25 protein-coding genes are annotated in these 22,198 nt (G+C 69.2%); 14 read left to right on the forward strand and 11 right to left on the reverse strand.

Annotation, left to right across the window (positions count from 1 at the left end):
- Positions 1–14 precede the first annotated feature (14 nt).
- Genes CSW64_RS09535 through CSW64_RS09545 form a run of 3 tightly spaced genes read left to right on the forward strand, consistent with a single transcriptional unit; the run spans position 15 to position 3,473 of the window.
- Positions 15–1,091: a DUF3667 domain-containing protein gene (locus CSW64_RS09535; RefSeq protein WP_099621884.1), complete on the forward strand. Its 1,077-nt coding sequence runs from the start codon at positions 15–17 to the stop codon at positions 1,089–1,091.
- Between the two features lie 9 nt (positions 1,092–1,100).
- Entirely contained in the window at positions 1,101–3,056 is a 1,956-nt protein-coding gene (locus CSW64_RS09540) for an acetyl/propionyl/methylcrotonyl-CoA carboxylase subunit alpha (protein ID WP_099621885.1), read from the forward strand.
- A 9-nt stretch (positions 3,057–3,065) separates the two neighbouring features.
- Positions 3,066–3,473, forward strand: coding sequence for a DUF1489 family protein (locus CSW64_RS09545; RefSeq protein ID WP_099621886.1), 408 nt, complete (start codon positions 3,066–3,068; stop codon positions 3,471–3,473).
- Positions 3,474–3,607: 134 nt separating this feature from the next.
- Here the strand turns inward: CSW64_RS09545 and panC are convergent, their stop codons facing one another.
- Complete coding sequence (gene panC, locus CSW64_RS09550; protein ID WP_099621887.1) at positions 3,608–4,468, reverse strand: pantoate--beta-alanine ligase; 861 nt, start codon at positions 4,466–4,468, stop codon at positions 3,608–3,610.
- 143 nt (positions 4,469–4,611) lie between these two features.
- Here panC and CSW64_RS09555 point away from each other — a divergent pair, with 143 nt between their 5' ends.
- Positions 4,612–5,460, forward strand: a complete 849-nt coding sequence (locus CSW64_RS09555) for a division plane positioning ATPase MipZ (RefSeq protein ID WP_099621888.1) — start codon at positions 4,612–4,614, stop codon at positions 5,458–5,460.
- 22 nt (positions 5,461–5,482) lie between these two features.
- Positions 5,483–5,911, forward strand: coding sequence for a J domain-containing protein (locus CSW64_RS09560; protein ID WP_099621889.1), 429 nt, complete (start codon positions 5,483–5,485; stop codon positions 5,909–5,911).
- Between the two features lie 172 nt (positions 5,912–6,083).
- On the opposite strand, the gene CSW64_RS09565 is transcribed toward CSW64_RS09560, so the two are convergent.
- Both CSW64_RS09565 and CSW64_RS09570 read right to left on the reverse strand, forming a co-directional pair.
- Positions 6,084–6,278 carry a hypothetical protein gene (locus tag CSW64_RS09565; RefSeq protein ID WP_099621890.1) on the reverse strand — a complete coding sequence of 65 codons (195 nt, stop codon included), beginning with the start codon at positions 6,276–6,278 and terminating at the stop codon, positions 6,084–6,086.
- A 55-nt stretch (positions 6,279–6,333) separates the two neighbouring features.
- Positions 6,334–7,707 carry an SPOR domain-containing protein gene (locus CSW64_RS09570; RefSeq protein ID WP_245863880.1) on the reverse strand — a complete coding sequence of 458 codons (1,374 nt, stop codon included), beginning with the start codon at positions 7,705–7,707 and terminating at the stop codon, positions 6,334–6,336.
- A gap of 294 nt (positions 7,708–8,001) precedes the next feature.
- Between CSW64_RS09570 and CSW64_RS09575 the strand changes: the two genes are divergently transcribed.
- The 5 genes from CSW64_RS09575 to CSW64_RS09595 all read left to right on the forward strand — a co-directional run bounded on the left by CSW64_RS09575 (position 8,002) and on the right by CSW64_RS09595 (position 12,110).
- Positions 8,002–8,442 (forward strand): phasin family protein, encoded by a 441-nt coding sequence (locus CSW64_RS09575; protein ID WP_099621892.1) that lies wholly within the window; start codon positions 8,002–8,004, stop codon positions 8,440–8,442.
- Between the two features lie 129 nt (positions 8,443–8,571).
- A complete protein-coding gene (locus CSW64_RS09580) occupies positions 8,572–9,033 on the forward strand; it encodes a RidA family protein (protein WP_099624190.1) in 462 nt (153 codons plus the stop codon).
- The gene (locus CSW64_RS09585) at positions 9,033–9,806 is read left to right on the forward strand and encodes a glycerophosphodiester phosphodiesterase family protein (RefSeq protein ID WP_099621893.1); all 774 of its coding nucleotides are present in this window, start codon (positions 9,033–9,035) and stop codon (positions 9,804–9,806) included. Before CSW64_RS09580 ends, CSW64_RS09585 begins: the two co-directional genes overlap by 1 nt.
- A gap of 160 nt (positions 9,807–9,966) precedes the next feature.
- Positions 9,967–11,133 carry a GNAT family N-acetyltransferase gene (locus CSW64_RS09590; protein ID WP_099621894.1) on the forward strand — a complete coding sequence of 389 codons (1,167 nt, stop codon included), beginning with the start codon at positions 9,967–9,969 and terminating at the stop codon, positions 11,131–11,133.
- A 74-nt stretch (positions 11,134–11,207) separates the two neighbouring features.
- On the forward strand, positions 11,208–12,110 hold the full coding sequence (locus CSW64_RS09595; protein ID WP_099621895.1) for an alpha/beta fold hydrolase: 903 nt from the start codon (positions 11,208–11,210) through the stop codon (positions 12,108–12,110).
- 135 nt (positions 12,111–12,245) lie between these two features.
- Here CSW64_RS09595 and CSW64_RS09600 read toward each other — a convergent pair whose 3' ends face one another.
- The gene (locus CSW64_RS09600; RefSeq protein ID WP_099621896.1) at positions 12,246–12,815 is read right to left on the reverse strand and encodes a DUF4287 domain-containing protein; all 570 of its coding nucleotides are present in this window, start codon (positions 12,813–12,815) and stop codon (positions 12,246–12,248) included.
- 56 nt (positions 12,816–12,871) lie between these two features.
- Here CSW64_RS09600 and CSW64_RS09605 point away from each other — a divergent pair, with 56 nt between their 5' ends.
- A complete protein-coding gene (locus CSW64_RS09605) occupies positions 12,872–13,309 on the forward strand; it encodes an HIT family protein (protein ID WP_099621897.1) in 438 nt (145 codons plus the stop codon).
- Positions 13,306–13,767: a hypothetical protein gene (locus CSW64_RS09610; protein ID WP_099621898.1), complete on the forward strand. Its 462-nt coding sequence runs from the start codon at positions 13,306–13,308 to the stop codon at positions 13,765–13,767. The genes CSW64_RS09605 and CSW64_RS09610 overlap by 4 nt, the downstream gene beginning before the upstream one ends.
- Here the strand turns inward: CSW64_RS09610 and CSW64_RS09615 are convergent.
- Positions 13,764–14,717, reverse strand: coding sequence for an aldo/keto reductase family protein (locus CSW64_RS09615; protein ID WP_099621899.1), 954 nt, complete (start codon positions 14,715–14,717; stop codon positions 13,764–13,766). The genes CSW64_RS09610 and CSW64_RS09615 overlap by 4 nt on opposite strands.
- A gap of 80 nt (positions 14,718–14,797) precedes the next feature.
- On the opposite strand from CSW64_RS09615, the gene CSW64_RS09620 reads away from it, so the two are divergent.
- Entirely contained in the window at positions 14,798–15,361 is a 564-nt protein-coding gene (locus CSW64_RS09620) for a 2'-5' RNA ligase family protein (protein WP_099621900.1), read from the forward strand.
- Here the strand turns inward: CSW64_RS09620 and CSW64_RS09625 are convergent.
- From CSW64_RS09625 to CSW64_RS09650, 6 genes are all read right to left on the reverse strand, one after another.
- The gene (locus CSW64_RS09625) at positions 15,358–15,858 is read right to left on the reverse strand and encodes a CCDC90 family protein (protein ID WP_099621901.1); all 501 of its coding nucleotides are present in this window, start codon (positions 15,856–15,858) and stop codon (positions 15,358–15,360) included. The two genes, CSW64_RS09620 and CSW64_RS09625, sit on opposite strands and share 4 nt — an antisense overlap.
- A 35-nt stretch (positions 15,859–15,893) precedes the next feature.
- On the reverse strand, positions 15,894–18,215 hold the full coding sequence (clpA, locus tag CSW64_RS09630; RefSeq protein ID WP_099621902.1) for an ATP-dependent Clp protease ATP-binding subunit ClpA: 2,322 nt from the start codon (positions 18,213–18,215) through the stop codon (positions 15,894–15,896).
- 11 nt (positions 18,216–18,226) lie between these two features.
- Complete coding sequence (gene clpS / locus CSW64_RS09635; RefSeq protein WP_099621903.1) at positions 18,227–18,556, reverse strand: ATP-dependent Clp protease adapter ClpS; 330 nt, start codon at positions 18,554–18,556, stop codon at positions 18,227–18,229.
- Between the two features lie 241 nt (positions 18,557–18,797).
- Positions 18,798–20,054 carry a DNA polymerase IV gene (locus tag CSW64_RS09640; RefSeq protein ID WP_099621904.1) on the reverse strand — a complete coding sequence of 419 codons (1,257 nt, stop codon included), beginning with the start codon at positions 20,052–20,054 and terminating at the stop codon, positions 18,798–18,800.
- Positions 20,055–20,181: 127 nt separating this feature from the next.
- Positions 20,182–21,081, reverse strand: a complete 900-nt coding sequence (locus CSW64_RS09645) for an ROK family protein (RefSeq protein ID WP_099621905.1) — start codon at positions 21,079–21,081, stop codon at positions 20,182–20,184.
- Positions 21,078–21,722, reverse strand: coding sequence for an HAD family hydrolase (locus CSW64_RS09650; RefSeq protein WP_099621906.1), 645 nt, complete (start codon positions 21,720–21,722; stop codon positions 21,078–21,080). The genes CSW64_RS09645 and CSW64_RS09650 overlap by 4 nt, the downstream gene beginning before the upstream one ends.
- A 106-nt stretch (positions 21,723–21,828) precedes the next feature.
- Between CSW64_RS09650 and CSW64_RS09655 the strand changes: the two genes are divergently transcribed.
- A complete protein-coding gene (locus tag CSW64_RS09655) occupies positions 21,829–22,194 on the forward strand; it encodes a response regulator (RefSeq protein WP_099621907.1) in 366 nt (121 codons plus the stop codon).
- Positions 22,195–22,198: the final 4 nt, after the last annotated feature.

Raw genomic sequence — 22,198 nt, forward strand, 5'->3', positions numbered from 1 at the left:
CGCGGGGGGCTTAGGTGAAGGAAGTCGAGGCGATTACCGGCGGGGCGCTGGGCGGCTGGATGGCGCGGTTCAAGTCGGACGGCACGTCCGCGCACGAGCCGCCGCCGCCGGGAACCCGGTGCATGAACTGCGAGACCGAGCTGACCGGCCGCTTCTGCCACGCTTGCGGCCAGGAGTACGCCGACCACCATCGGTCGATCCTGCATCTGACCTGGGAGACGATCGAGAGCATGTTCCACGTCGACGGCCGCCTGTGGCGGACCGTCCCGCGGCTGTTCCTCGATCCCGGCCGGCTGTCGAAGGAGTATTTCGACGGCAAGCGCGCCCGGCACGTGCCGCCGTTCCGGACCTTCCTGGTCTCGCTGCTGATCTTCATCCTGGCGGCGGAGCTGGTGCTCCATAAATGGACCCACGACCTCAAGCACGCCGCGGATCATCCGCCGGCGGCCGAGGGGCAGGCCGGGCGCGCCGAGCGGGAGCCGGGCTACAGCGTCAACGTCACGACGCCTGAGGGGGTCAAGACCGGGCGGATGGTCGACGGCAAGGTCGTCGACGAGCAGGGCAAGGTCCTGGCCGACGGCCTCCCGACGCCGCGGTCGATCCTCGACGAGATCAAGCGCGAGGGCGTGACCGGCGAGAACCCGGCTGACTTCAACCGCAAGCTCGACTGGTTCGACGGCCAGCTGAAGAAGACCGTCGAGTCGCCCGAGTACTTCATGATGATCGCCTTCGGCTGGGGCCACCGCCTGGCCGTGTTGCTGCTGCCGATCTTCGCGGCCTTCCTGGCGCTGATGTACTTCTACCGCCGGAAGATCTTCGTCTACGACCACCTGATCGTGTCGATGAACTATCTCAGCTTCACCTTCCTGAGCTTCGCCATCGCCCTGCTGCTGCCGGCGCCGGTGAAGAGCTGGGCGCTGCTGGCCGCCACGATATGGTCGCCGGTGAACCTGTTCATGACCCTGCGCGGGGCCTATGGCTCCGGCGTGGTCAGCGCGCTGGTGAAAACCAGCGTGCTGTGGGTCGCCACCATCTGCCTGTTCCTGTTCCTGGTCGTCGGCCTGATGGCCATCGGCTTCTACCAGATCTGATCGAACGCCATGCTCAAGTCCGTCCTCATCGCCAACCGGGGCGAGATCGCCCGCCGCATCATCCGCACCGCGCGCCGGCTCGGGGTCAGGACCGTCGCGGTCTATTCCGAAGCGGACGCGGACGCCCCCCATGTCCATGAGGCGGACGAGGCGGTGCTGATCGGCCCGGCGCCGGCGCGCGAGAGCTATCTGGTCGCCGAGAAGATCCTGGCCGCGGCCAAGGCGACCGGGGCCGAGGCGATCCACCCCGGCTACGGCTTCCTCTCCGAGAACGCCGGCTTCGCCCAGGCGGTGACGGACGCCGGCCTGATCTGGGTCGGCCCGCCGCCCGCGGCGATCAACGCCATGGGCCTGAAGGACGCCGCCAAGGCGCTGATGATCGCGGCCGGCGTGCCGACCACGCCGGGCTACCTGGGCGACGACCAGTCCGAGGCGCGCCTGGCCAAGGAGGCCGGGGCGATCGGCTTCCCGGTGCTGATCAAGGCCGTGGCCGGCGGCGGCGGCAAGGGCATGCGCAAGGTCGAGGCGCAGGCCGACTTCCTCGAGGCCCTGGCCAGCTGCCGGCGCGAGGCCGCCGCCAGCTTCGGCGACGACAGGGTGCTGCTGGAGAAGTACGTCACCCGCCCGCGCCACATCGAGGTGCAGGTGTTCGGCGACAGCCACGGAAACGTCGTGCATCTGTTCGAGCGCGACTGCTCGCTGCAGCGCCGCCACCAGAAGGTCATCGAGGAGGCCCCGGCCCCGGGCATGGACGCGGCGACCCGCGCGGCCGTCACCGAGGCCGCCGTGAAGGCCGCCAAGGCGGTGAACTATGTCGGCGCTGGCACGGTCGAGTTCATCGCCGACGCCAGCGAGGGCCTGAAGGCCGACCGCATCTGGTTCATGGAGATGAACACCCGGCTGCAGGTCGAGCATCCGGTCACCGAGGCGATCACCGGCCAGGACCTGGTCGAATGGCAGTTGCGCGTCGCGTCCGGCGAGCCGCTGCCGCTGAAGCAGAGCGACCTGGCGATCAACGGCTGGGCCATGGAGGCCCGCCTCTACGCCGAGAACCCGGCCACCGGCTTCCTGCCCAGCACCGGGCCGCTGGAGCACTTCCGCTTGCCCGAGGACGAGATCCGCGTCGACAGCGCGGTGGAGGAGGGCGGCGAGGTGTCGCCCTTCTACGACCCGATGATCGCCAAGCTGATCGTCCATGCCGACACGCGCGAGGCCGCCGCCGCCGAGCTGGCCGACGCCTGCCGCTCGGTCGAGGTCTGGCCGGTGAAGACCAACGCCGCCTTCCTGGCCCGCTGCGCCGACCATCTGGACTTCGTGGCCGGCGACGTGGACACCGGTTTCATCGAGGCGCGGCTGGAGGGGCTGGTCGCCCGCGAGCCCGGAGACGCGGTGCTGCTGTCGGCGATCAGCGAACGGCTCGAGACCTTCATGGCCGCCGAGTACGAGCGCGACGTCTGGGAAAGCGCGCCGTCGCGCCTGTTCGGCTTCCGTATGAATGCGCCGAAGGCGGGCATGCGCCTGCCGATGCGGCTCGACGGCCAATCGCGCCTGGTGGACGTCGCCGTATCCGGCGAAGGCAAGGACTGGGGGTGGGATATCACCCTCGATGGCCGGGAGCCCGAGGCCGACGGCATCCTTCCGAGCAGTTTCGGCGATGGGCCGATCCATGTGTTCGGCGACGGCGACGTCCATGAATTCGACTTCGAGCCGGCCGGACATCACGGCGAGCTCGATGGCGACTCCGACGGCGCCGTCCTCTCGCCGATGCCGGGCAAGATCGTGTCCGTGGCGGTGAAGGCCGGCGACACGGTGGCCAAGGGGCAGACGTTGCTGGTGCTGGAGGCCATGAAGATGGAGCACGCCCTGGCCGCGCCGTTCGACGGCGTGGTGGCCGAGCTGTCCGCCGAGGCCGGCGCGCAGGTCAGCGAGGGCGTGACGCTGGCGAAGCTGGAGCCGGCGGCGTAGGAGAGGCCCATGCCGCTCCACCTGATCAAGCTCTGCGTCGGGATCGACAGCGTCGAGGACCTGCGGGCCTGGCGGGCCCAGCGCGCCGCCCAGGGGCATCGCTCGGTCGTGCCGACCCGCCAGACGCCCAAGCGCGCCGCCGAGCTGCTGGAGGGCGGTTCGCTCTACTGGGTGATCAAGGGGCAGATCCTGGTCCGCCAGGCGATCGAGGAGATCGTGACGCTTGAGGAGGGCCAGCAGCCCTGCCGGATCTATCTGGAGCCGACCCTGATCGAGACCGCGCCCCAGCCGCGCCGCGCCTTCCAGGGGTGGCGCTACCTGGAGGCCAAGGACGTCCCGCCCGACCTGGCCGTCGGCGGCGACGAGGCGGTGCCCCAGGACCTGGCCAAGCAGCTGCGCGAGCTGGGGGCTTGGTGACGTCGTGATCCTCCCCCACGGGGGGAGGGGGACCATGCGCAGCATGGTGGAGGGGGCCTAACGAGGTTCCGCCGCCGAGGACCCTCTCCACCATCCTTCGGATGGTCCCCCTCTCCCAAAGGGAGAGAACGACGCTAGACCGCCCAGTTGTCGATCAGCCGCGTCCGGCCCATCCAGGCGGCCACGAACACCCGCGCGCCGGTGCCGACGATCCCCGGGCCCAGCCGTTCCAGGCTCTCGCCGTCGCGGGTCTCGACGTAGTCGACCTTGGCGAAGCCGGCCGACTTGAGCGCCGAGATCGCTCCGGCCTCGACGGCCTCGACGGCCTCTCCGCCGCGCAGGGCCTCGACGGCGGCCTTCATCGCCGCGGGCAGGGCGCTGGCCCGGGCGCGCTCCTCGGGGGTCAGGTAGGCGTTGCGGGAGGAGCGGGCCAGGTCGTCGGCCTCGCGATCGGTCGGGCCGCCGACGATCTCGACGGGCATGTCCAGGTCCTTCACGAACCGGCGGATCACGGCCAGCTGCTGGTAGTCCTTCTCGCCGAAGATGGCGACGTGCGGCTGGCACTGGTTCAGCAGCTTGGTCACCACCGTCGCCACTCCGCCGAAGAAATGCGGCCGCGACTGGCCCTCCAGCGGCCCGGCGACGCCGCCGGTCACGCTGACCGCCGAGGCGAAGCCGTCCGGATACATCTCCGTAACGGTCGGGGCGAACATCAGGGCGCAGCCGGCGCTGGCCAGCAGCTCGGCGTCGCGGCCCTCGCCGCGCGGATAGCTGTCGAAGTCCTCGTGCGGCGCGAACTGGGTCGGGTTGACGAACACCGAGGCCACGGTGCGGTCGGCGCGGGCGTTGCCCAGCCGGATCAGCGACAGGTGGCCGTCGTGCAGGGCGCCCATGGTCGGGACCAGCGCGACGCGCTCCCCGGCGGCCTTCCAGGCGGCGACCTGGGCGCGCAGTGCGGCGACGGTGCGGACGACGGGCAGGGGCGAAGCGCTCATGTGTCGGGGGCTTAGAGAGCACACGACGCCGTGACAACCCGTCTGTGGACAAGTTGACGCCGCGGGATTGCCCCATTCGCGGCGGCGGTGTCTCGTCAAGGTAAACCCGAAGAGTGAGTCGGGGACTGGTATGGGGCTAACAAATGGCTAACGCGCAGCCACACGTCATCGTCATCGGCAACGAGAAGGGCGGGGCGGGCAAGTCGACGATCGCCGTCCACCTGACCACCGGCCTGCTGCACGGCGGGGCCAGGGTCGCGGTGATCGACCTCGACCTGCGGCAATCCTCGATGGCCCGCTTCTTCGCCAGCCGGGCGGCCTGGATCGCCTCCCAGAGCGAGGATGTCGGCCTGCCGCAGCCCCTGGCGCGGCATCCGTCCGAGGACGGCGTCGCCCTGGCCAAGGCGTCGGCGGAAGAGCAGATGGCGGCCTTCGACGCGGCCTTCGAGCGCGCCCGCGCCGACGCCGAGTTCGTGATCATCGACACCCCCGGCGGCGACACCCCGCTGTCCCGCGCCGCCCACGCCCGGGCGGACCTGATCGTCACGCCGATGAACGACAGCTTCGTCGACTTCGACATGCTCGGGCACGTCGATCCGGTCACCCTCGATCTGCAGAAGCCCGGCCTCTATTCCGAGATCGTCTGGGAAGCCCGCAAGCAGCGGGCGTTGGCCGGCCAGCGCGCGCCGCTGGACTGGATCGTGCTGCGCAACCGCCTCGCCAGCGTCGAGGCCCGCAATCGCAAGCGCGTGGACGACCGGCTGATGGCCCTGTCCAAGCGGGTCGGCTTCCGCACGGGGCCCGGTCTGCGCGACCGGGTCGTCTACCGCGAGCTGTTCCCGTTCGGGCTCACGGTCGCCGATCTGTCGGCCAAGGTGCGTCCGGTGCCGGTATCGCTGAGCCACGTCTCGACCCGCCAGGAGCTGCGCGCCCTGCTGCACGCCGTCGGCCTGTCGCAATGGACTGGCGAAGAGCTGCTCGCCGCGGAGTGATCGGCGGGCTACACAGCGGCGCATGATCTACGTCCTTCTCGGGATCGCCGTGTTCGCGGCGCTGGTCTGGGCCGGCCGCCGCGCGCGGCCGTTCCTGCTCAAGCGCGAGCTGCGCATCGTCACCAGCGTGGTGGGGATGGCGGTCCTGGCAGCCGGCGGCTTCGCGGCCCTGCGGGGCGGCTATGTGGTCGGCGCGGTCCTGGGGGCGATCGGGCTGGGGCTGGTGGTGTCGAGCCGCACGGGGCTGGCGAATGAGGCCCCCGGCGCGCCGCCGCCGGACGCGGCCCTGGCCGAGGCGCGCGACATCCTCGGCGTCGGCCCCCGGGCCAGCCGCGAGGAGATCCAGGCCGCCTACGCTCGCCTGATCCGCGCCGTGCATCCGGACAAGGGCGGCAGCAGCGGCCTGGCCGCGCGACTGAACGCGGCCAGGGATACGCTGCTCAAGCGGTAGCGCATTCTCACCGTCATCCTCACCGTCATCGCTGCGCTTGTCGCGACGACCCCTGCGTGGTGAAGCGGATGAGGCGGCGCCGCATTTCCGCTGCCGTGTTCATGGGTCCTGGCGACAACCGCGAGGGTGACGGAACGGGGATCGAGCTCGATCGTCGCCCTGAGAGATGCTCTCAGCCGATCTCGCCGCCGTGCTTGCGCGACCAGCGCCGCGCCAGCAGGAGGCCGCCGCCGAGGATGGCCAGCGAAACGGCCAGAGGCAGCAGCATCCGGACCGCGTCGAAGGTCCCGGCGCCGAGGGCGTAGCCGATGTTTCCAGCCAGCAGGGCGGCGGCGAGAACGTAGGCGATCGTGGAGCTGATCCTCACGGCGCGTCTCCGAGGCAGTGGAACCCGAACTGTATCCCGCCGCCGTCGAGGGCGACTAGGGCGCGATCACCATACAGGCCTGCTTCTTGGCCTTGAGGGTCTGGCAGGCGGACTTGGCGGCGTCGGCGGTCATGCCTTCGAAGCGCACGCGGTAGAAGCCGCCGGACGGATCGCCGACCGCCGGCTCGGAGTCGCGGAAGGCCGCGCCGAAGCGCTTCTTGATCAGAGCCAGCTGCTCGCGGGCCTGGGACTTCGACTTGAAGGCGCCAGCCTGGACCACGTACTGGCCCTTGGGCTTCTTCGGCGCCGCCGCCGTCTTCTTGGTCGGCGTCGCCGGAGCGGCGCGCTCGGCCGGGTTGGCCACCGGCTGCATGCTGCGCTGAATGGTGAGGGGGCCGCGCAGGGCCGGGCCCTCGGTCAGCACCACGCGCAGGCCGTCCTGCTCGCCGTCGCCCTGAGCGGTGGAGGGGCGGTCGATGGGGCCTTCGGTCGGTTCGAACATCGACTGGGCGACCGTAATGTTCTCGCCCAGCGAGCGGCGCTTCAGCACGTCGAAGCCGGTCAGCAGCAGATCCTCGACGTGATCGTCGCGGCTGGAGGTCGAGCGGCCGCCGAGAACCACGGCGATCAGCCGACGACCGTCGCGCACCGCCGAGGCGGCGAGGTTGAAGCCCGAGGCGTTGATGTAGCCGGTCTTCAGGCCGTCCATGCCGGCGAACTGGCCCATGAGGCGGTTGTGGTTGCGGATGGTCTGGCCGCGGAAGTCGAACGACTTCATCGAGAAGTAGCCGTAGTACTGCGGGAAATCGCGCATCACGGCGCGCGACATGATGGCGATGTCGCGGGCGCTGGACACCTGGCGGCTGTCGGGCAGGCCGGAGGCGTTCACGAAGCGGGTGTTGGTCATGCCCAGCTCCTGGCCCCGCAGGGTCATGAGCGCGGCGAAGCGCTGCTCGCTGCCGGCGATGTGCTCGGCGACGGCGACGGCCATGTCGTTGGCCGAGCGGGTGGCCAGGGCCTTGAGCGCGTCGTCGACCGTGACCGTGTCGCCGGCGGCGACGCCGAGCTTGGTCGGCGGCTGCGAGGCGGCGCGGGAGGAGACGGTGATCAGGTCGGTCGACCGGATGCGACCCTCGGCCAACGCTTCGAAGGCCAGGTACATGGTCATGACCTTGGTGATCGAGGCCGGATAGCGCGGACTGTCGGCGCGCTTGGCGTAGAGCACCTCGCCGGTGTTGGCGTCGACCACGATCGCCGCGTACTTGGTCTCGGTCGCGGGCGTCGGTTTGAGCGAGAGGTAGGGCACCTGGGCCAGGGCGACGCCTGGAGCGGCGACCCCCGCAGTCGCGAAGGCGGCGAGGGCAAGTGCGAAAAACGCGCGGCGGGCGGCCTGGAACATGCTGCGTCCGTCGTTAGAACCAAGGAACATGACGCCCCCCGAAAAGCGTCTCGGGCTGCATACTTAGCATGCATCCTTCCGCCTTTCGCTAAAGTAAACAACTGTTGAGGGATTCCCGGCCCGACCCAGCGGCGGCAAGGGGGAATCGTAAAATCTCTCCCGATACGGGTGTGGCGAACCGTCGCTAAAGCTTCATTGTGCAGTGCACAAAAAGTCGTTGACTGCTGCACTGCAACATGAGAGAACGCGGGTCAGCAGAGGGCGCTGTCCGCGTTCTCGATCCCGTTTCTAAGGTCCTCCCCAGACCTCTCAGGAGACACTCCGATGGCCACCACCGGCGCCGAGACCCTCAAGACCACGGTCGAGCAGTTCGCCACCGCGGGCAATCAAGCGTTCAAGGACAACGTCGAGAAGTCGCTGGCGACCCTCAACGAACTGAACGCCCACTCGAAGAAGAACCTCGAAGCCGTCGTGGCTTCGGTCACCGCCGCCACCAAGGGCGCTGAAGCCCTGGGCGCGCAGGCGATGGCCTACTCGAAGAAGTCCGTCGAGGACCAGGTCGCGGCCGCCAAGGCCCTGGCCGGCGCCAAGTCGGTGCAGGAAGCCGTCGAGCTCCAGACCGCCTTCGTGAAGACCTCGCTGGAAGCCTACCTGGCCGAAGTCGGCAAGTGGGGCGAAACCGTCGCCGCGTCCGTGAAGGACTCGGTGAAGCCGCTGAACGAACGCGTCACCGCGACCGTCGAGAAGCTGCAAGCCGCGAAGTAAGCGAGCCGGCCGCCGCGGCGCTCCCCCCAGCCGCACCGGTCAAGTTCGCGTGAAGGCCCGGGCCCCTCAAGGCCCGGGCCTTTTTCATGGCGCTTCCGCGATCAATCCGGGCGCGGTAGACCGTTGTTCATGTCCAAAGTCGAACAACGCCTCGCCGCCGCCGGCATCACGCTTCCCGATCCGGTCGCTCCCATCGCCAACTATGTGCCCTTCGTGCGCATCGGCGATCTGATCCACATTTCCGGCCAGGTGTCGCTGGACGCCTCGGGCGGCGTCACCGGCATCGTCGGCCAGGGCGTAGACCTGGAGACGGCCCAGCGCGCCGCCCGCCTGTGCGGGATCAATCTGATCGCCCAGATGCGCGCCGCCTGCGACGGCGACCTCGACCGCGTGAAGCGGGTCGTGAAACTCGGAGGCTTCGTCCAGTCGGGACCGGACTTCTACGACATCCCCAGCGTCGTGAACGGCTGCTCGGACCTGATGGTCGAGGCGTTCGGCGAGGCCGGCCGCCATGCTCGTTCGGCCGTGGGCGTCTATCGCCTGCCGCGCAACTTCGCGGTCGAGGTCGACGCGGTGGTGGAGATCGCGTGATGAAACACCGGCCTCGCCCCGACGTCAGCGAATTCGGCGAGGCCTGGGAGCTGCTGTTCGGGCCGGCCATCGCCCATCGCGGTCTGTGGTCGCCGGACGGCGCGCCGGAGAACAGCCTGGCCGCCTTCCAGGCCGCCTGCGTCGGCGGCTACGGCATCGAGCTGGACGTCCAGCTCAGCGCCGACGGCGAGGCGGTCGTCTTCCATGACTGGACCCTGGAGCGTCTGACCGGCGCCGAGGGGCGGCTGACCGACCGCTCGCTGCACGACCTGCGCGAGCTGCGCCTCGCCGGGACGGAGGAGGGGATCCCGACCCTGGCCGAGGTGCTGGTCGAGGTCGGCCACCGGGCGATGATTCATATCGAGTTGAAGACGCCGTTCGGCGAGGTCGGGGCCCTGGAAAGACGGGTCAGCGACGTGCTGCTCGACCACAACGGCCCGACCTGCGTGATCGGCTTCAATCCCTACAGCCACGCCTGGTTCGCCGACCACCAGCCGCACATCCTGCGCGGGCTGGACAGCTACGCCTGGAACGACGAGAGCGCGATGAAGCTGTCGCCGGAGATCCGCAAATCGCTGGCCAACCTGGAGCAGGTCTCGATCGCCCGGCCGGACTTCCTGGCCCTGGACGCCCGCACCCTGCCGTCCGACCGCGCCGCCGGCTTCCGCGACGAGGGCATGCCGGTGGTGGCCTGGACCGTGCGGTCGGAAGACGAGTGGCTGAGGCTGAAGCCCCACTGCGACAACCTGATCTTCGAAGGCTTCTCGGCCTAGGATCCTCCCCCTTGGGGGAGGTGGCTCGCCGAAGGCGAGACGGAGGGGGTCTATCTCGGCCGTCCCCCTCAGACCCCCTCAGTCGTCGCTCCGCGCCGACAGCTCCCCCAGAGGGGAGCATCTTTCCGCTACGCTTTGCGCCGCCTATCTTGGTCGGGTCGTGAGTCCCGCCCTCAAGCCCGCCGTTCGCGTCCATCGCCAGATCGCCGAGGTGGAGCGGGCGTCATGGGACGCCTGCGCGCCGATCGGCGTCGGCTACAACCCCTTTGTTTCCTTCGACTTCTTGGATGCGTTGGAGCAGTCGGGCAGCGCCTGCGACGCCGCCGGCTGGGCGCCGCACCATCTTACGGTCGAGGACGAGGCCGGCCGGGTCGCCGCCGCCATGCCGCTCTACCTGAAGAGCCACAGCCAGGGAGAGTACGTGTTCGACTGGTCCTGGGCCGACGCCTACGAGCGGGCCGGGGGGCGGTACTATCCCAAGCTCCAGTGCGCCTCGCCGTTCTCGCCGGTGACGGGGCCGCGGCTGCTGGTGCGGCCGGACATCGACCCGATCGAAGGTCGCCAGACCCTGCTCGGCGGGGCGTTGACCCTGTGCCAGCGGCTCGGCGCTTCCGGCCTGCACGTGACCTTCCCGGCCCGCGAGGACTGGCGGTTCCTGGGCGACGCCGGCCTGCTGCCGCGCCAGGACCAGCAGTACCACTGGTTCAACAACGGCTACGCGACCTTCGACGACTTTCTGGCCGCCCTCTCGTCCGGGCGGCGCAAGACCATCCGGCGCGAGCGGCGGGAGGCCCAGGCGGCGGTCGACGAGATCGTGGCGCTGACCGGGGCAGAGCTGACGCCGGCGCACTGGGACGCCTTCTTCGACTTCTACCAGGACACCGGCGGGCGAAAGTGGGGGCAGCCCTATCTGACCCGGGCCTTCTTCACCCAGCTGCACGAACGGATGGCGGACCGGGTGCTGCTGATCCTGGCCCGCAAGGCCGGCCGCTGGGTCGCCGGGGCGCTGAACCTGATCGGCGGCGACTGCCTGTACGGCCGCCACTGGGGCTGCGTCGAGGACGTGCCCTTCCTGCATTTCGAGCTCTGCTACTATCAGGCCATCGAGCACGGCATCCGGCTGGGCCTGCCGCGCGTGGAGGCCGGCGCCCAGGGGCAGCACAAGATCGCCCGCGGCTATCTGCCGGCCGAGGTCTACAGCGCCCACTGGATCGCCGACCCGGGCCTGCGCGAACCGGTGCGCCGCTACCTGGACCAGGAACGGCTCGCCGTCCGGCAGGAGATGGACTGGCTGGCCGAGGAATTCTCGCCCTTCCGCCAAGGTTGAACTTTCTTCGATCCCGATGTCGGATCGGTCGTCCGTGCTTCGTCCTTGCCAGGGAAGGGCAGGGAGACGCGACGATGACCTACGAAACCGATCGCAGGATCCTGCTGGGTTCGGCCGCGGCGTTCGCCGCGGGCCTGGCCGGCGCGGGAAGGGGAAACGCCATGCAGAAGACGAGCGGAACGGGCGGCTACGCCGAGGTCGACGGCCTGCGGGTCTATTACGAGTTGCACGGCGGATCGCCGACCGGCGGCACCACGCCGATGGTCCTGATCGGCGGCGGGCTGCAGACCATCGAGACCGACCTGGCCAAGACGGTCATTCCGCGCCTGTCGGCGGCGCGGCCGGTGATCGCCATCGAGCCCCAGGCCCACGGCCATACGGGCGACCGTGAGGGGGCGCCGATCTCGCTGGACCGAATGGCGGACGATGTCGCCGGGGTCCTGGCGCACCTCGGCGTCGCCAAGGCCCACCTGTGCGGTTTCAGCCTGGGCGGGATGATCTGCACCGCCGTCGCCATCCGCCATCCGAAGATCGCCGCCAGCCTCTCGGCGCTGGCCGTCAGCTACAGCCTCGACGGCTATCAGCCGGAGCTGGCCAAGCTGCAGAAGGACCCGACCCACGTTCCGTCGCCGGAGTTGGCGGCCCTGCTGCCGACCGAAGAGGATTTCAAGGCGTGGTCGGAGAGCTACGCCCGCAACAACCCCAAGCCGGACAGCTTCATGGCCTCGGTCGAACGGGTGAACGCCATGCTGACGGGCTGGACGGGCTGGACGCCGAAGCAGCTCGGCGCGATCGCCGCGCCGACGCTGCTGGCCATCGGCGACAACGACTTCGTCCGCATCGAGCACGCCGCCGAGATGAAGGCGATGATCCCCGGCGCCTGGCTGGCCGTCCTGCCGCACAGCACGCACATGCGTCTTCTGGACCGGATCGACTGGCTGGCCCCGATGATCGAAGAGCGCATTGCAGCGGCCTAGGGACTGTCTCAAACTCCGGTCATCCCGGCGAAGGCCGGGATCCAGCCACAGGCTCGGCGGTAGGTGGGTTCGCGTCGAAGCCCGGCCCTACGACCTGGATCCCGGCCTTCGCCGGGGTGACCGGACGGAGGGGCGTTAGCTGTTGTCCCAAGCCTGTTTCAGCAAGGCTTTCAGCGCCGCATCGACCTGATCCGGGCTCTCAAGCGTCACCGCCGCCTTCAGACGCTCGGACCAGCCTTCCTTGCCGGCCGGCTCCAGGCGCGGGTCGGCGGCGGGCGCGACGGCCAGGCCCAGGCGCGCCCGGCCGCCCCTGATCGGCCGGACGGCGGCGAACTGGAACTCGTGCGACCAGGCCGAGAAGCCCTTGCGCTGGCCGGTGACCAGGCCGGGGTAGGCCTTCACCGCCGCTTCGACCGCCTCGAAGACGGCCGCGGAGGCGGGGTCCTTCCACAGGGCCGCGCGCAGGCCGTCGGCGTCGTCCCAGCCGAGCGAGGAGGGGAAGGCGACCGACAGGACATAGGCGGCGCGGTTGATCCCGAGGCCGTGCTGCTCACGCAGCCAGGTCGCCTGTTTGCCGGACGTCGTCTCCGGGCAGGTCTTGGCGATGGCCACCCATTCGTCGAGCGACTTGCCGGTGTCGCGCTCCAGGCTGGCCTGGACGGAAGCGAACCACTTCTTCTGCCGTTCGGTGAGATGCTCGCCCAAGCTTGCGCTCCGCCTGTGGTGGGGTAGGACGATGGCGTATCCAGAGGAGAGCGGCAATGAGCCTCGAGGGCGTCTACGACGACGGCAACATCTTCGCGAAGATCATCCGGGGCGAGGCGCCCAGCGTGAAGGTCTACGAGGACGGCGACGTTCTGGCCTTCATGGACGTTTTCCCGCAGGCGAGGGGGCATCTTCTGGTGATCTCCAAGACGGACAAGGCCCGCAATCTGCTGGAGGCCGATCCCGCCGCTCTGGCAAAGGTCGTGGCCATCACCCAGAAGCTGACCCGCGCGGTGACCGCCGCGCTCAAGCCGGACGGCGTCATCGTCAGCCAGTTCAACGGCGCCCCGGCGGGGCAGACGGTCTATCACCTGCACTTCCACATCATCCCGCGCTGGGAGGGGACGCCGCTGGGCCGCCACGCCGAAGGCATGGCGGACGTCGAGGAGTTGACGGCCCTGGCGGCGCAGATCTCCGCCAAGCTGGACGCGTGAACAAGGCCGATCTGGAGGCGCTGTTCGCGCGGCTGGCGCCGGCGTTAGACGCCCTGGTCGAGCCCTGGTGCGTGATCGGCAGCGCGGCGATGCTGATCGGCGGCCTGCCGATCGAGGACTGCCCGGACCTGGACATCATGACCACCGAGGCCGGCGCTGCGGCGCTGGAGCTCGCCTGGGCGGCCTGGCGGGATCCGGACTACCGGCCGGGCCAGGTCGATCGCTTCCGCTCGCGCTTCACGCCGTTCGCCTTCCCGGAGGGGCGGGCCGAGGTGATGGGCGCGCTGGAGGTGAACCGCGGCGACGGCTGGCGGCCGGTCACGATGCCGGTCGGGCGGTCGGCGGACCTCGGCGGCCGGACGATCCGCGTCGCCGACCGCGACGAGATGATCGTTCTGCTGACACTGTTCGGCCGCCCCAAGGATCTGGCCAAGATCGCGCTGATCGAGGGAGCCTAGGCCCGCGCCCGCGGGATGGCGTCGGCGATGGCTTCGGCCTGGGCGAACAGGGCCGGGTCGATGTCCAGGTCGACGGCCGCGGCGTTGTCGTCCAGTTGCGACGGCCGGCTGGCGCCGACGATGGCCGAGGCGACGTTCGGCTCGCGCAGGACCCAGGCCAGGGCGAACTGGGCGAGGGTGCAGCCCGCTTCGGCGGCCAGCGGCTTCATGCGCTGCACGGCCTCCAGCACCTCGCGGCGCATCCAGCCGCTGATGGCGGTGTTCATGGCGTCGCTGGCGGCGCGGCTGTCGGCCGGCGGCGCGGCGTCGGGGTCGTACTTGCCGGTCAGCACGCCCTGGGCCAGCGGCGACCAGACGATCTGCGACACGTCGTGCGCCCTGCAGACCGGGATGACGGCCTTTTCCGGCCGTCGCCAGAGGATCGAATACTGCGGCTGGCTGGAGACGAACCGCTCGACGCCGGGGATGGCGAAGGCGGCTTCGATCTGGTCCGGCGACCATTCGCTGAAGCCGATCCAGCGCGCCTTGCCGGCCTTCACCACCTCGCTCAACGCCTCCATCGTCTCTTCCAGGGGCGTGTCCGGGTCGTAGCGGTGACATTGATAGAGGTCGACATAGTCAGTGCGCAGCCGCTTCAGGGAGGCGTCGATCTGCTTGTGGACCTGGGTCCGGGACAGGCCCTGATCGTGATCGCTCATCCGGCCCCAGAGCTTGGTGGCCAGGACGTAGCGGTCCCGCGGTCGCCCCGCCAGCGCCTCGCCCAGGACCGTCTCGGCCGCGCCGCGTCCGTAGACGTTGGCCGTGTCGATGAAGTTGATCCCCAGGCCGAAGGCTCGGTCGACGCAGGCGCGGGCGTTGTCCGCCTCGACCCCGACGCCGTAGGTCAGCCAGGATCCGAGCGAGATTTCCGAGACCATCAGGTCGCTGGCGCCGAGCTTGCGTTGCTTCATGGCGGGGTCTCCGTACCGGCGAAATGGTCGGCGGACCGAGCGCGGAGGTCAACCTTGGCCGATCGTGCTAGGATGCCGACATGCGCGCCGAGAGCTTCATCAAGGGCGCCCGGACCCGGACCTTTCTCGGGCTGCTCCCACCGCCCTCCCAACGGTCGGCCATGCGCCGGGCCGCTGAAGAGATCACGCGCGGCCCCGGGACAGAGACCTGGCTCTACGGCGAACCCTGGCTGCATGTGTCGCTGGCGGGATTGCTGGAAGGCGCTGGCGACGAGGCGGTCGCGGCGCTTGGAGATGCGGCGGACGCCGTGGCCTATCGTCCGTTCGACGTGGCGTTCGACCACATCATCAGCTGGCGGAACAATTGCCTGGTCGCGGCCGGCACAGACAACGTCGTGGGGCTGATCGAGCTCCACGAGCGCATCGCGACGGCCTTGGCGAAGCAGGGATTCCGCGGGCCGACGCGGTTCACGCCGCATGTGACGCTGGCGAAATCACCCATCGATTTCGGGGATACGGACATTCGGCCGGTGCGCTGGACCGTCACCGAGTTCGTCCTGCTGCACCGCTGGCCGCGTGCGCGCCGCTACGCGGTGCTCGGTCGCTGGCCGCTCGGTGGTCCGCGTCGAGGCGCGCTGATCTAGGGGAACAGCTTGATGACGGCCGTGGACAGGCCGATCACGCCGGACATCACCCCGATCATCGCCCAGGTCTGAGTCTGCAATTGCTTCATCAGGCGGATTTCCAGCGCGTGAAGCTCGCTCTTCGTCGCCATTTCGGAGCGAACGACGGCGAACTCCGACGCCATCTCGCCCCTAACCGCCGCGAACCCCGACGTCATTTCGGCCCTGACCGCGGCGAACTCTGACGCCATTTCAGCCCGCACCGCCGCGAACTCCGACGCCATTTCAACCCCGACCGCCGCGAACTCCGATGTCATCTCCGACCGTAGCATTTCGACATCGGTCTTCGCGGCGAGCCGCAGCCCTTCAAGATCATCCTTGGTCGCCAGGTGGCTGATATCCGGCATGGCGGCGGCGTGCTGAAAGACCGACACCACCGCCTCCGCCACGCCTTCCTCCATGCCGGCTTCGCGAAGCCGCTTGGAGGCGCTGAGCGTGTCGAAGACGAACGGCGTCATGGACACAACCTACGAGGATGTTCTCGTTTTGTCTACTATTCCGCGAGCGCGGGCTCCTCGATCTCCGGCGCGCCGGGCTCCCGCGGACCATTGCCGTCGACATCGAACTCGAAGGCGATCTTGCCGTCCTTGAGCACCACCTTGACGTGGCCGCCCTTGGAGAGCTTGCCGAACAGGATGTCGTCCGCGAGCGGCTTCTTGATGTGCTCCTGGATGACGCGGGCGAGGGGGCGGGCGCCGTAGAGCTCGTCGAAGCCGTTCTTGGCCAGCCAGTCGGCCGCCTCGTCGGAGGTCTCGATGGTGACGTTGCGGTCGGCCAGCTGGGCTTCCAGCTGGATGACGAACTTCTGCACCACCTGGCGGATGATGTCCTGGGTCAGCGGCTTGAAGGCCACCACCGCGTCGAGGCGGTTGCGGAACTCCGGCGTGAACAGGCGCTTGATGGCCTCGTCGCTCTCGCCGTCCGCCTTGCCGCGGCCGAAGCCGATGGTCTGGCGCTGGGCGTCGGCGGCGCCGGCGTTGGTGGTCATGATCAGGACCACGTTCCGGAAGTCGACCTTCTTGCCGTTGCTGTCGGTCAGCTGGCCGTGGTCCATCACCTGCAGCAGGATGTTGTAGACGTCCTGGTGCGCCTTCTCGATCTCGTCGAGCAGGACCACCGCGTGCGGATGCTGGTCGACCGCGTCGGTCAGCTGGCCGCCCTGGTCATAGCCGACGTAGCCCGGAGGGGCGCCGATCAGGCGGCTGACCGTATGGCGCTCCATGTACTCCGACATGTCGAAGCGCAGCAGCTCGATGCCGAGCGTCGAGGCCAGCTGACGGGCGGCCTCGGTCTTGCCGACGCCGGTCGGGCCGCTGAACAGGTAGCAGCCGATCGGCTTGTTCGGATCGCGCAGACCGGCGCGGGCCATCTTCATGGCGCTCGACAGCTGGGCGATGGCCTCGTCCTGGCCGAAGACCGCGCGCTGCAGATCATTCTGCAGCTCCTTGAGGGCCTCGGTATCGGACTTGCTGACCGACTTGGGCGGGATGCGGGCGATCTTGGCGACGACGGCCTCGATCTCCTTCACGCCGATGGTCTTCTTCCGCTTCGATTCCGGCAGCAGCATCTGCGAGGCGCCGGCCTCGTCGATCACGTCGATCGCCTTGTCGGGCAGCTTCCGGTCGGTGATGTACTTGGCCGACAGATCCACCGCCGTCTTCAGGGCGTCGTTGGTGTACTTCAGCTTGTGGAATTCCTCATAGTAGACCTTCAGGCCCTTGAGGATCTTCAGCGTGTCCTCGATCGTCGGCTCGTTGACGTCGATCTTCTGGAACCGGCGCACCAGGGCGCGGTCCTTCTCGAAGTGCTGACGGAACTCCTTGTAGGTCGTCGACCCCATGCAGCGCAGGGTGCCGCTCGCCAGGGCCGGCTTCAGCAGGTTGGAGGCGTCCATCGCCCCGCCGCTGGTCGCGCCGGCGCCGATGACCGTGTGGATCTCGTCGATGAACAGGATGGCGTTGGGGTGGTTCTCCAGCTCCTTGACCACCTGCTTGACGCGTTCCTCGAAGTCGCCGCGGTAGCGGGTGCCGGCCAGCAGCGCGCCCATGTCGAGCGCGAAGATGGTGGCGCCTTCCAGCACCTCGGGGACCTGGTGGGTCACGATCTTGCGGGCCAGACCCTCGGCGATGGCGGTCTTGCCGACGCCCGGGTCGCCCACGAGCAGCGGGTTGTTCTTGGTGCGCCGGCACAGGATCTGGATGCAGCGTTCGACCTCGTTGGCGCGGCCGATCAGCGGATCGACCTTGCCCTGGCGGGCCTTCTCGTTGAGGTCGACGCAGTAGGCCTCCAGGGCCTCGCCGCCGGTCTTGACCGAGGGCTTCTCCTCGTCCTCGCCGACATTGGCGCCCTTGACCTGCTTGGGCTCGGAGGCGCCGGCCTTCTTGGCGATGCCGTGGGCGATATAGTTCACCGCGTCGTACCGCGTCATGTCCTGCTCCTGCAGGAAGTAGGCGGCGTGGCTCTCGCGTTCCGAGAACACGGCGACCAGCACATTGGCGCCGGTCACCTCGTCGCGGCCGGAGGACTGGACGTGGATCACCGCGCGCTGGATCACGCGCTGGAAGCCGGCGGTCGGCTTGGCGTCCTCGCCGTCCTCGACGATCAGGCTGCGCAGCTCGGTGTCGAGGTAGTTGACCAGGGTCTTCTTCAGCGCCGGGAGATCGACGTCACAGGCGCCCATCACCCCGGCGGCGTCCTCATCGTCGGTGAGGGCGAGCAGGAGATGCTCCAACGTCGCGTACTCGTGCTTGCGCTGGTTGGCGTAGGCGACGGCGCGGTGGAGGGTCTCTTCGAGGTTGCGCGAAAACGAGGGCAAGCTTGGGCTCCTCAATCCTTTTCCATGGTGCACTGGAGCGGATGCTGGTGGCGGCGCGCCGCGTCGATCACCTGGGTGACCTTGGTCTCGGCCACTTCGTAGGTGAAGACGCCGCACACGCCGACGCCGTTCTGGTGCACGTGCAGCATGATCCGGGTCGCATCTTCGCGCGACTTGTTGAAGAATCGCTCAAGCACGTAAACGACGAACTCCATCGGGGTGTAGTCGTCGTTGAGCAGAAGCACGCGGTATAGCGACGGCTTCGCGGTCTTCGGTTTCGTCTGAGTGACGACCGCCGATCCCACACCGTCCGATCCCGCGCCTGACTTCTTCTCCGCCATATACGTCCATCCACGGCGGCCCGTAACAGGAGCCGCCTCTTGCTCGATTAGATATGGAAACCCGCCCTCTATGGAAGGGGCGTCGACCCCCTATGCGCTGCTTTGGCGCGGTCGTGATCAGGTTTCGTGCGCTGGGGCGGGTTTTTCCCGACGGTCGGAGATGGAGGTCCGGTCGAAGCGCGGCAAGGGGCGGCGATTCCGGAAAGTGGAAAACGGCCGAGTCGCAAGCCCCGAGCCTCGACTACTCCTTCTTCAGCGCCCGGCCCGTCACCACGGCGCCTTTGCCGAACTTGGCGCGCAGGATGTCCACGGCCTTCTCGCCCTTGAGCGCCCGGCGTTCGCCCTCGGCGAAGAAGTCGGCGCCGGCCTCCTGGCCGTCGACGAAGTCGGACAGGCCCGCGCCGATCAGGCGGTATGGCTGGCCCTTCGGCTCGGCGGCCAGCAGCTCCCGCGCCACGGCGAACAGGGTCTTCGCCGTCTGGGTCGGGACGGGCAGGGTGCGGCGGCGGGTGACGATCTGGAAGTCCGGCCGGCGCAGCTTCAGATGCGCCACGCGGCCGGCGATCCCTTCGGCGCGCAGCTGGCGGGCGACCTTCTCGCACAGCGGCCACAGCTGGTCTTCGAGGTCCTCGGCGCGGTTCAGGTCCTCGTTGAAGGTGGTCTCGGCGCTGATCGTCTTGCGCGCCTCGTTGGGGTTCACCGAGCGGCTGTCCTGGCCGTTGGCCAGCCTGTGCAGATGCAGGCCGTGCTGGCCGAAGCGGTCGGCCAGGTCGCGCAGGTCGGCCCGGGCGATGTCGCCGACGGTGCGATAGCCGGATTTCTCCAGGCTCTGAACCATCACCGGCCCGACGCCGGGCAGGATCCCGACCGGCCGCGTCGCCAGGAACGCGGTCGCCTCGGCCGCGCCGATCACGGAAAAGCCGCGCGGCTTGTCCAGGTCCGAGGCGATCTTGGCCAGGAACTTGTTGGGGGCCAGGCCGATGGAGACGGTGATCCCGACGTCGGCCTCGATGTCGGCCTGCAGCCGGGCCAGGGTGACGGCGGGCGGCGCGCCGTGCAGCCGCTCGGTGCCCGACAGGTCCATCCAGGCCTCGTCCAGCGACAGGCCCTGCACCAGCGGAGTGAGGTCGCGGACCTTGTCGAAGATGCGCCGGCTCTCGGTCCGGTATTTCTGGAAGTCCGGCTTGAGAATGGTCGCCTGCGGACACAGCTTGCGCGCCCTGAACATCGGCATGGCCGAGCGCACGCCGCTCATCCGGGCGATGTAGCAGCAGGTGGTGACCACCCCGCGCACCCCGCCGCCGACGATCAGGGGCACGTCGCGCAGCTCCGGCCGGTCGCGCTTCTCCACCGAGGCGTAGAAGGCGTCGCAGTCCAGGTGGGCGATGCCGAGCACGCCCAGTTCCTCGTGCCGCACGACGCGCATGGAGCCGCAGGACGGACAGCGCCGGGGCTGTTCGTCGCCGGTCCAGAAACAGTCGCGACAGAGGGCTTTCATGGGGTGGGGCCGTGCGTCCTTCGAGACGTCCGCCTGAGGGCGGGCGCCTCAGGATGACGAACTCAGTAGATGGCGCCAACGCGCGTCATGGCGAGGAGCGAACCTGGCGAGCGTCTCGAACCACGCCCTAGGTCGGCCACAGCCAAGCCGCCCCCCGGACCCCCGAGCTGTCGCCGTACCTGGCCTTCACGATCGGGGTCGTGAACAGGTCGGTGAAGGCGTAGCGCTTCACCACGTCCGGCAGGCGCTCGTACAGTTCGTCGACGTTGGACATGCCGCCGCCCAGGACGATCGCGTCGGGATCCAGGATATTGCACATCGACGCCAGCGCCCGCCCCAGGCGGTCGATGTAGCGGTCCAGGTTGGCCGCCGCTTCCGCCTCGCCGGCGCGGGCGGCGGTCACGATCGCCGCGCCGTCGAGCCTGCGGCCGGTCGCGCGGGCGTAGTCCTCGACAAAGGCGCTGCCGGAGGCCCAGGTCTCCAGGCAGTCGACCCGGCCGCACCAGCACTGGTGCGCCTGGTGCTCGTCGCGGGTCGGCCAGGGCAGGGGCGTGTGGCCCCACTCGCCGGCGATCCCGTTGCGGCCCTGGATCGCCCGTCCGTCGACCACCACGCCGCCGCCGCAGCCGGTGCCCAGGATGGCCCCGAAGACCACGCTCGCGCCCGCCGCCGCGCCGTCGACGGCCTCGGACAGGGCGAAGCAGTTGGCGTCGTTCTGCAGCCGGACCTCGCGGCCCAGGGCCTGTTCGAGATCCTGTTTGAACGGCTTGCCGTTGAGCCAGGTCGAGTTGGAGTTCCGGGCCAGGCCGGTCAGGGGCGACAGGGTGCCGGGCATGCCGACCCCGACCGTGGCCTCGCCGCCGCCGGCCTCGGCCAGGGCCTTGGCGACCAAGTCGCGGACGGCCAGCACAGCGGCCTCGTAGGCCCCGGGATTGGGCGCGCGCACCCGCGCCAGGAAGTCGCCGTCGGCGCCCAGGGCCGCGGCCTCGATCTTGGTGCCGCCGAAGTCGACGCCGATGCGGATCATCGGCCGATCACCCTCGCCAGAGCCGGGCCCAGGGTGGTCCAGTCCTCGTGCAGGCCGTGACGGTCCGGCGCGGTCGGGGCGTAGGGGCGCAGGCGTTCGTCGGCGATGATCTGGAAGCGGCTGACCGCCGGGGCCGATTCCGCCGACGATTCGAGGTTGGGCAGCAGGTCGTCGATGAAGGCGGCCGGACCGCGGGTTCGTCCCGCCATCTCGGCGATGGTCGGCCCCTTCAGGCCCGAATGCAGCAGCATGGGGTAGTCGAAGCCGTGCCGGGCCAGCCATCCCGTTCGCGACTCCAGCGCATGGGCCGGGGCGTTGGTCAGGATGATCACGCCGGCCTGCCGCGACAGGGCGGCCAGGGCGTCCGCCGCGCCCTCGACCGGGTCCAGGTCGTCGGCGCCGTCGTAGAAGAACTGGTCGAACAGGGCCTTGCCGGTCTGGAAATCCAGGCATTCCGCTTCGCCGGGCCGGTACAGGTTCTGGAACAGGGCGAAGCGGTCGATGCGCATCTCGTAGCCCTGGCGACCGATGAAGCGTTCGAAGCCGCCCATGAAGCGGGCCAGCACTTCGTCGACGTCGACGATCAGCAGCGGAGCGGTCGGATGGATCGGCAGGTCGGGCAGGGAGAGAGGGGCTGGCAACGGTTAGCTCGGGTTTAAGGATATTCCGGGATTACTGCATTCGAGAGCGGGACGGCGAGTCTCGCGGTCGCGCGCCGTTTCGGCAAGGTTGGGGTTCAGGTCACGGATGGCCAAGAAGGTCCTCATCGTCGAGGATAACGAGCTCAATATGAAGCTCTTCCACGACCTGCTCGACGCCCAGGGTTATGAAACCCTGGAGACGCGGGAAGGTCTGCAGGCGCTCGCCCTGGCGCGCGAGCATCGCCCCGACCTGATTCTCATGGACATCCAGCTGCCCGAGATCTCCGGCCTGGAAGTCACCAAGTGGCTCAAGGAAGACGACGATCTGGCCCATATCCCGGTCGTCGCCGTCACCGCCTTCGCCATGAAGGGCGACGAAGAGCGGATCCGGGAGGGGGGCTGCGAGGCCTACATCTCCAAACCGATCTCGGTCTCCCACTTCCTCGACACGATCCGGCGGTTCCTGGGCTAGGATG

The organism is Caulobacter mirabilis (assembly GCF_002749615.1).
Classification (GTDB): domain Bacteria; phylum Pseudomonadota; class Alphaproteobacteria; order Caulobacterales; family Caulobacteraceae; genus Caulobacter; species Caulobacter mirabilis.

Coding starts and splice junctions, on each gene's coding strand:
- CSW64_RS09625 (WP_099621901.1), bottom strand. CDS start 15,858: ATGACGCCGTTCGTCTTCGACACGCTCAGCGCCTCCAAGCGGCTTCGC.
- CSW64_RS09560 (WP_099621889.1), top strand. CDS start 5,483: ATGATCTACGTCCTTCTCGGGATCGCCGTGTTCGCGGCGCTGGTCTGG.
- CSW64_RS09620 (WP_099621900.1), top strand. CDS start 14,798: ATGCGCGCCGAGAGCTTCATCAAGGGCGCCCGGACCCGGACCTTTCTC.
- CSW64_RS09575 (WP_099621892.1), top strand. CDS start 8,002: ATGGCCACCACCGGCGCCGAGACCCTCAAGACCACGGTCGAGCAGTTC.
- CSW64_RS09640 (WP_099621904.1), bottom strand. CDS start 20,054: ATGAAAGCCCTCTGTCGCGACTGTTTCTGGACCGGCGACGAACAGCCC.
- CSW64_RS09570 (WP_245863880.1), bottom strand. CDS start 7,707: ATGTTCCTTGGTTCTAACGACGGACGCAGCATGTTCCAGGCCGCCCGC.
- panC (WP_099621887.1), bottom strand. CDS start 4,468: ATGAGCGCTTCGCCCCTGCCCGTCGTCCGCACCGTCGCCGCACTGCGC.
- CSW64_RS09540 (WP_099621885.1), top strand. CDS start 1,101: ATGCTCAAGTCCGTCCTCATCGCCAACCGGGGCGAGATCGCCCGCCGC.
- CSW64_RS09595 (WP_099621895.1), top strand. CDS start 11,208: ATGACCTACGAAACCGATCGCAGGATCCTGCTGGGTTCGGCCGCGGCG.
- CSW64_RS09545 (WP_099621886.1), top strand. CDS start 3,066: ATGCCGCTCCACCTGATCAAGCTCTGCGTCGGGATCGACAGCGTCGAG.
- CSW64_RS09605 (WP_099621897.1), top strand. CDS start 12,872: ATGAGCCTCGAGGGCGTCTACGACGACGGCAACATCTTCGCGAAGATC.
- CSW64_RS09655 (WP_099621907.1), top strand. CDS start 21,829: ATGGCCAAGAAGGTCCTCATCGTCGAGGATAACGAGCTCAATATGAAG.
- CSW64_RS09585 (WP_099621893.1), top strand. CDS start 9,033: ATGAAACACCGGCCTCGCCCCGACGTCAGCGAATTCGGCGAGGCCTGG.
- CSW64_RS09615 (WP_099621899.1), bottom strand. CDS start 14,717: ATGAAGCAACGCAAGCTCGGCGCCAGCGACCTGATGGTCTCGGAAATC.
- clpS (WP_099621903.1), bottom strand. CDS start 18,556: ATGGCGGAGAAGAAGTCAGGCGCGGGATCGGACGGTGTGGGATCGGCG.
- CSW64_RS09555 (WP_099621888.1), top strand. CDS start 4,612: ATGGCTAACGCGCAGCCACACGTCATCGTCATCGGCAACGAGAAGGGC.
- CSW64_RS09580 (WP_099624190.1), top strand. CDS start 8,572: ATGTCCAAAGTCGAACAACGCCTCGCCGCCGCCGGCATCACGCTTCCC.
- CSW64_RS09645 (WP_099621905.1), bottom strand. CDS start 21,081: ATGATCCGCATCGGCGTCGACTTCGGCGGCACCAAGATCGAGGCCGCG.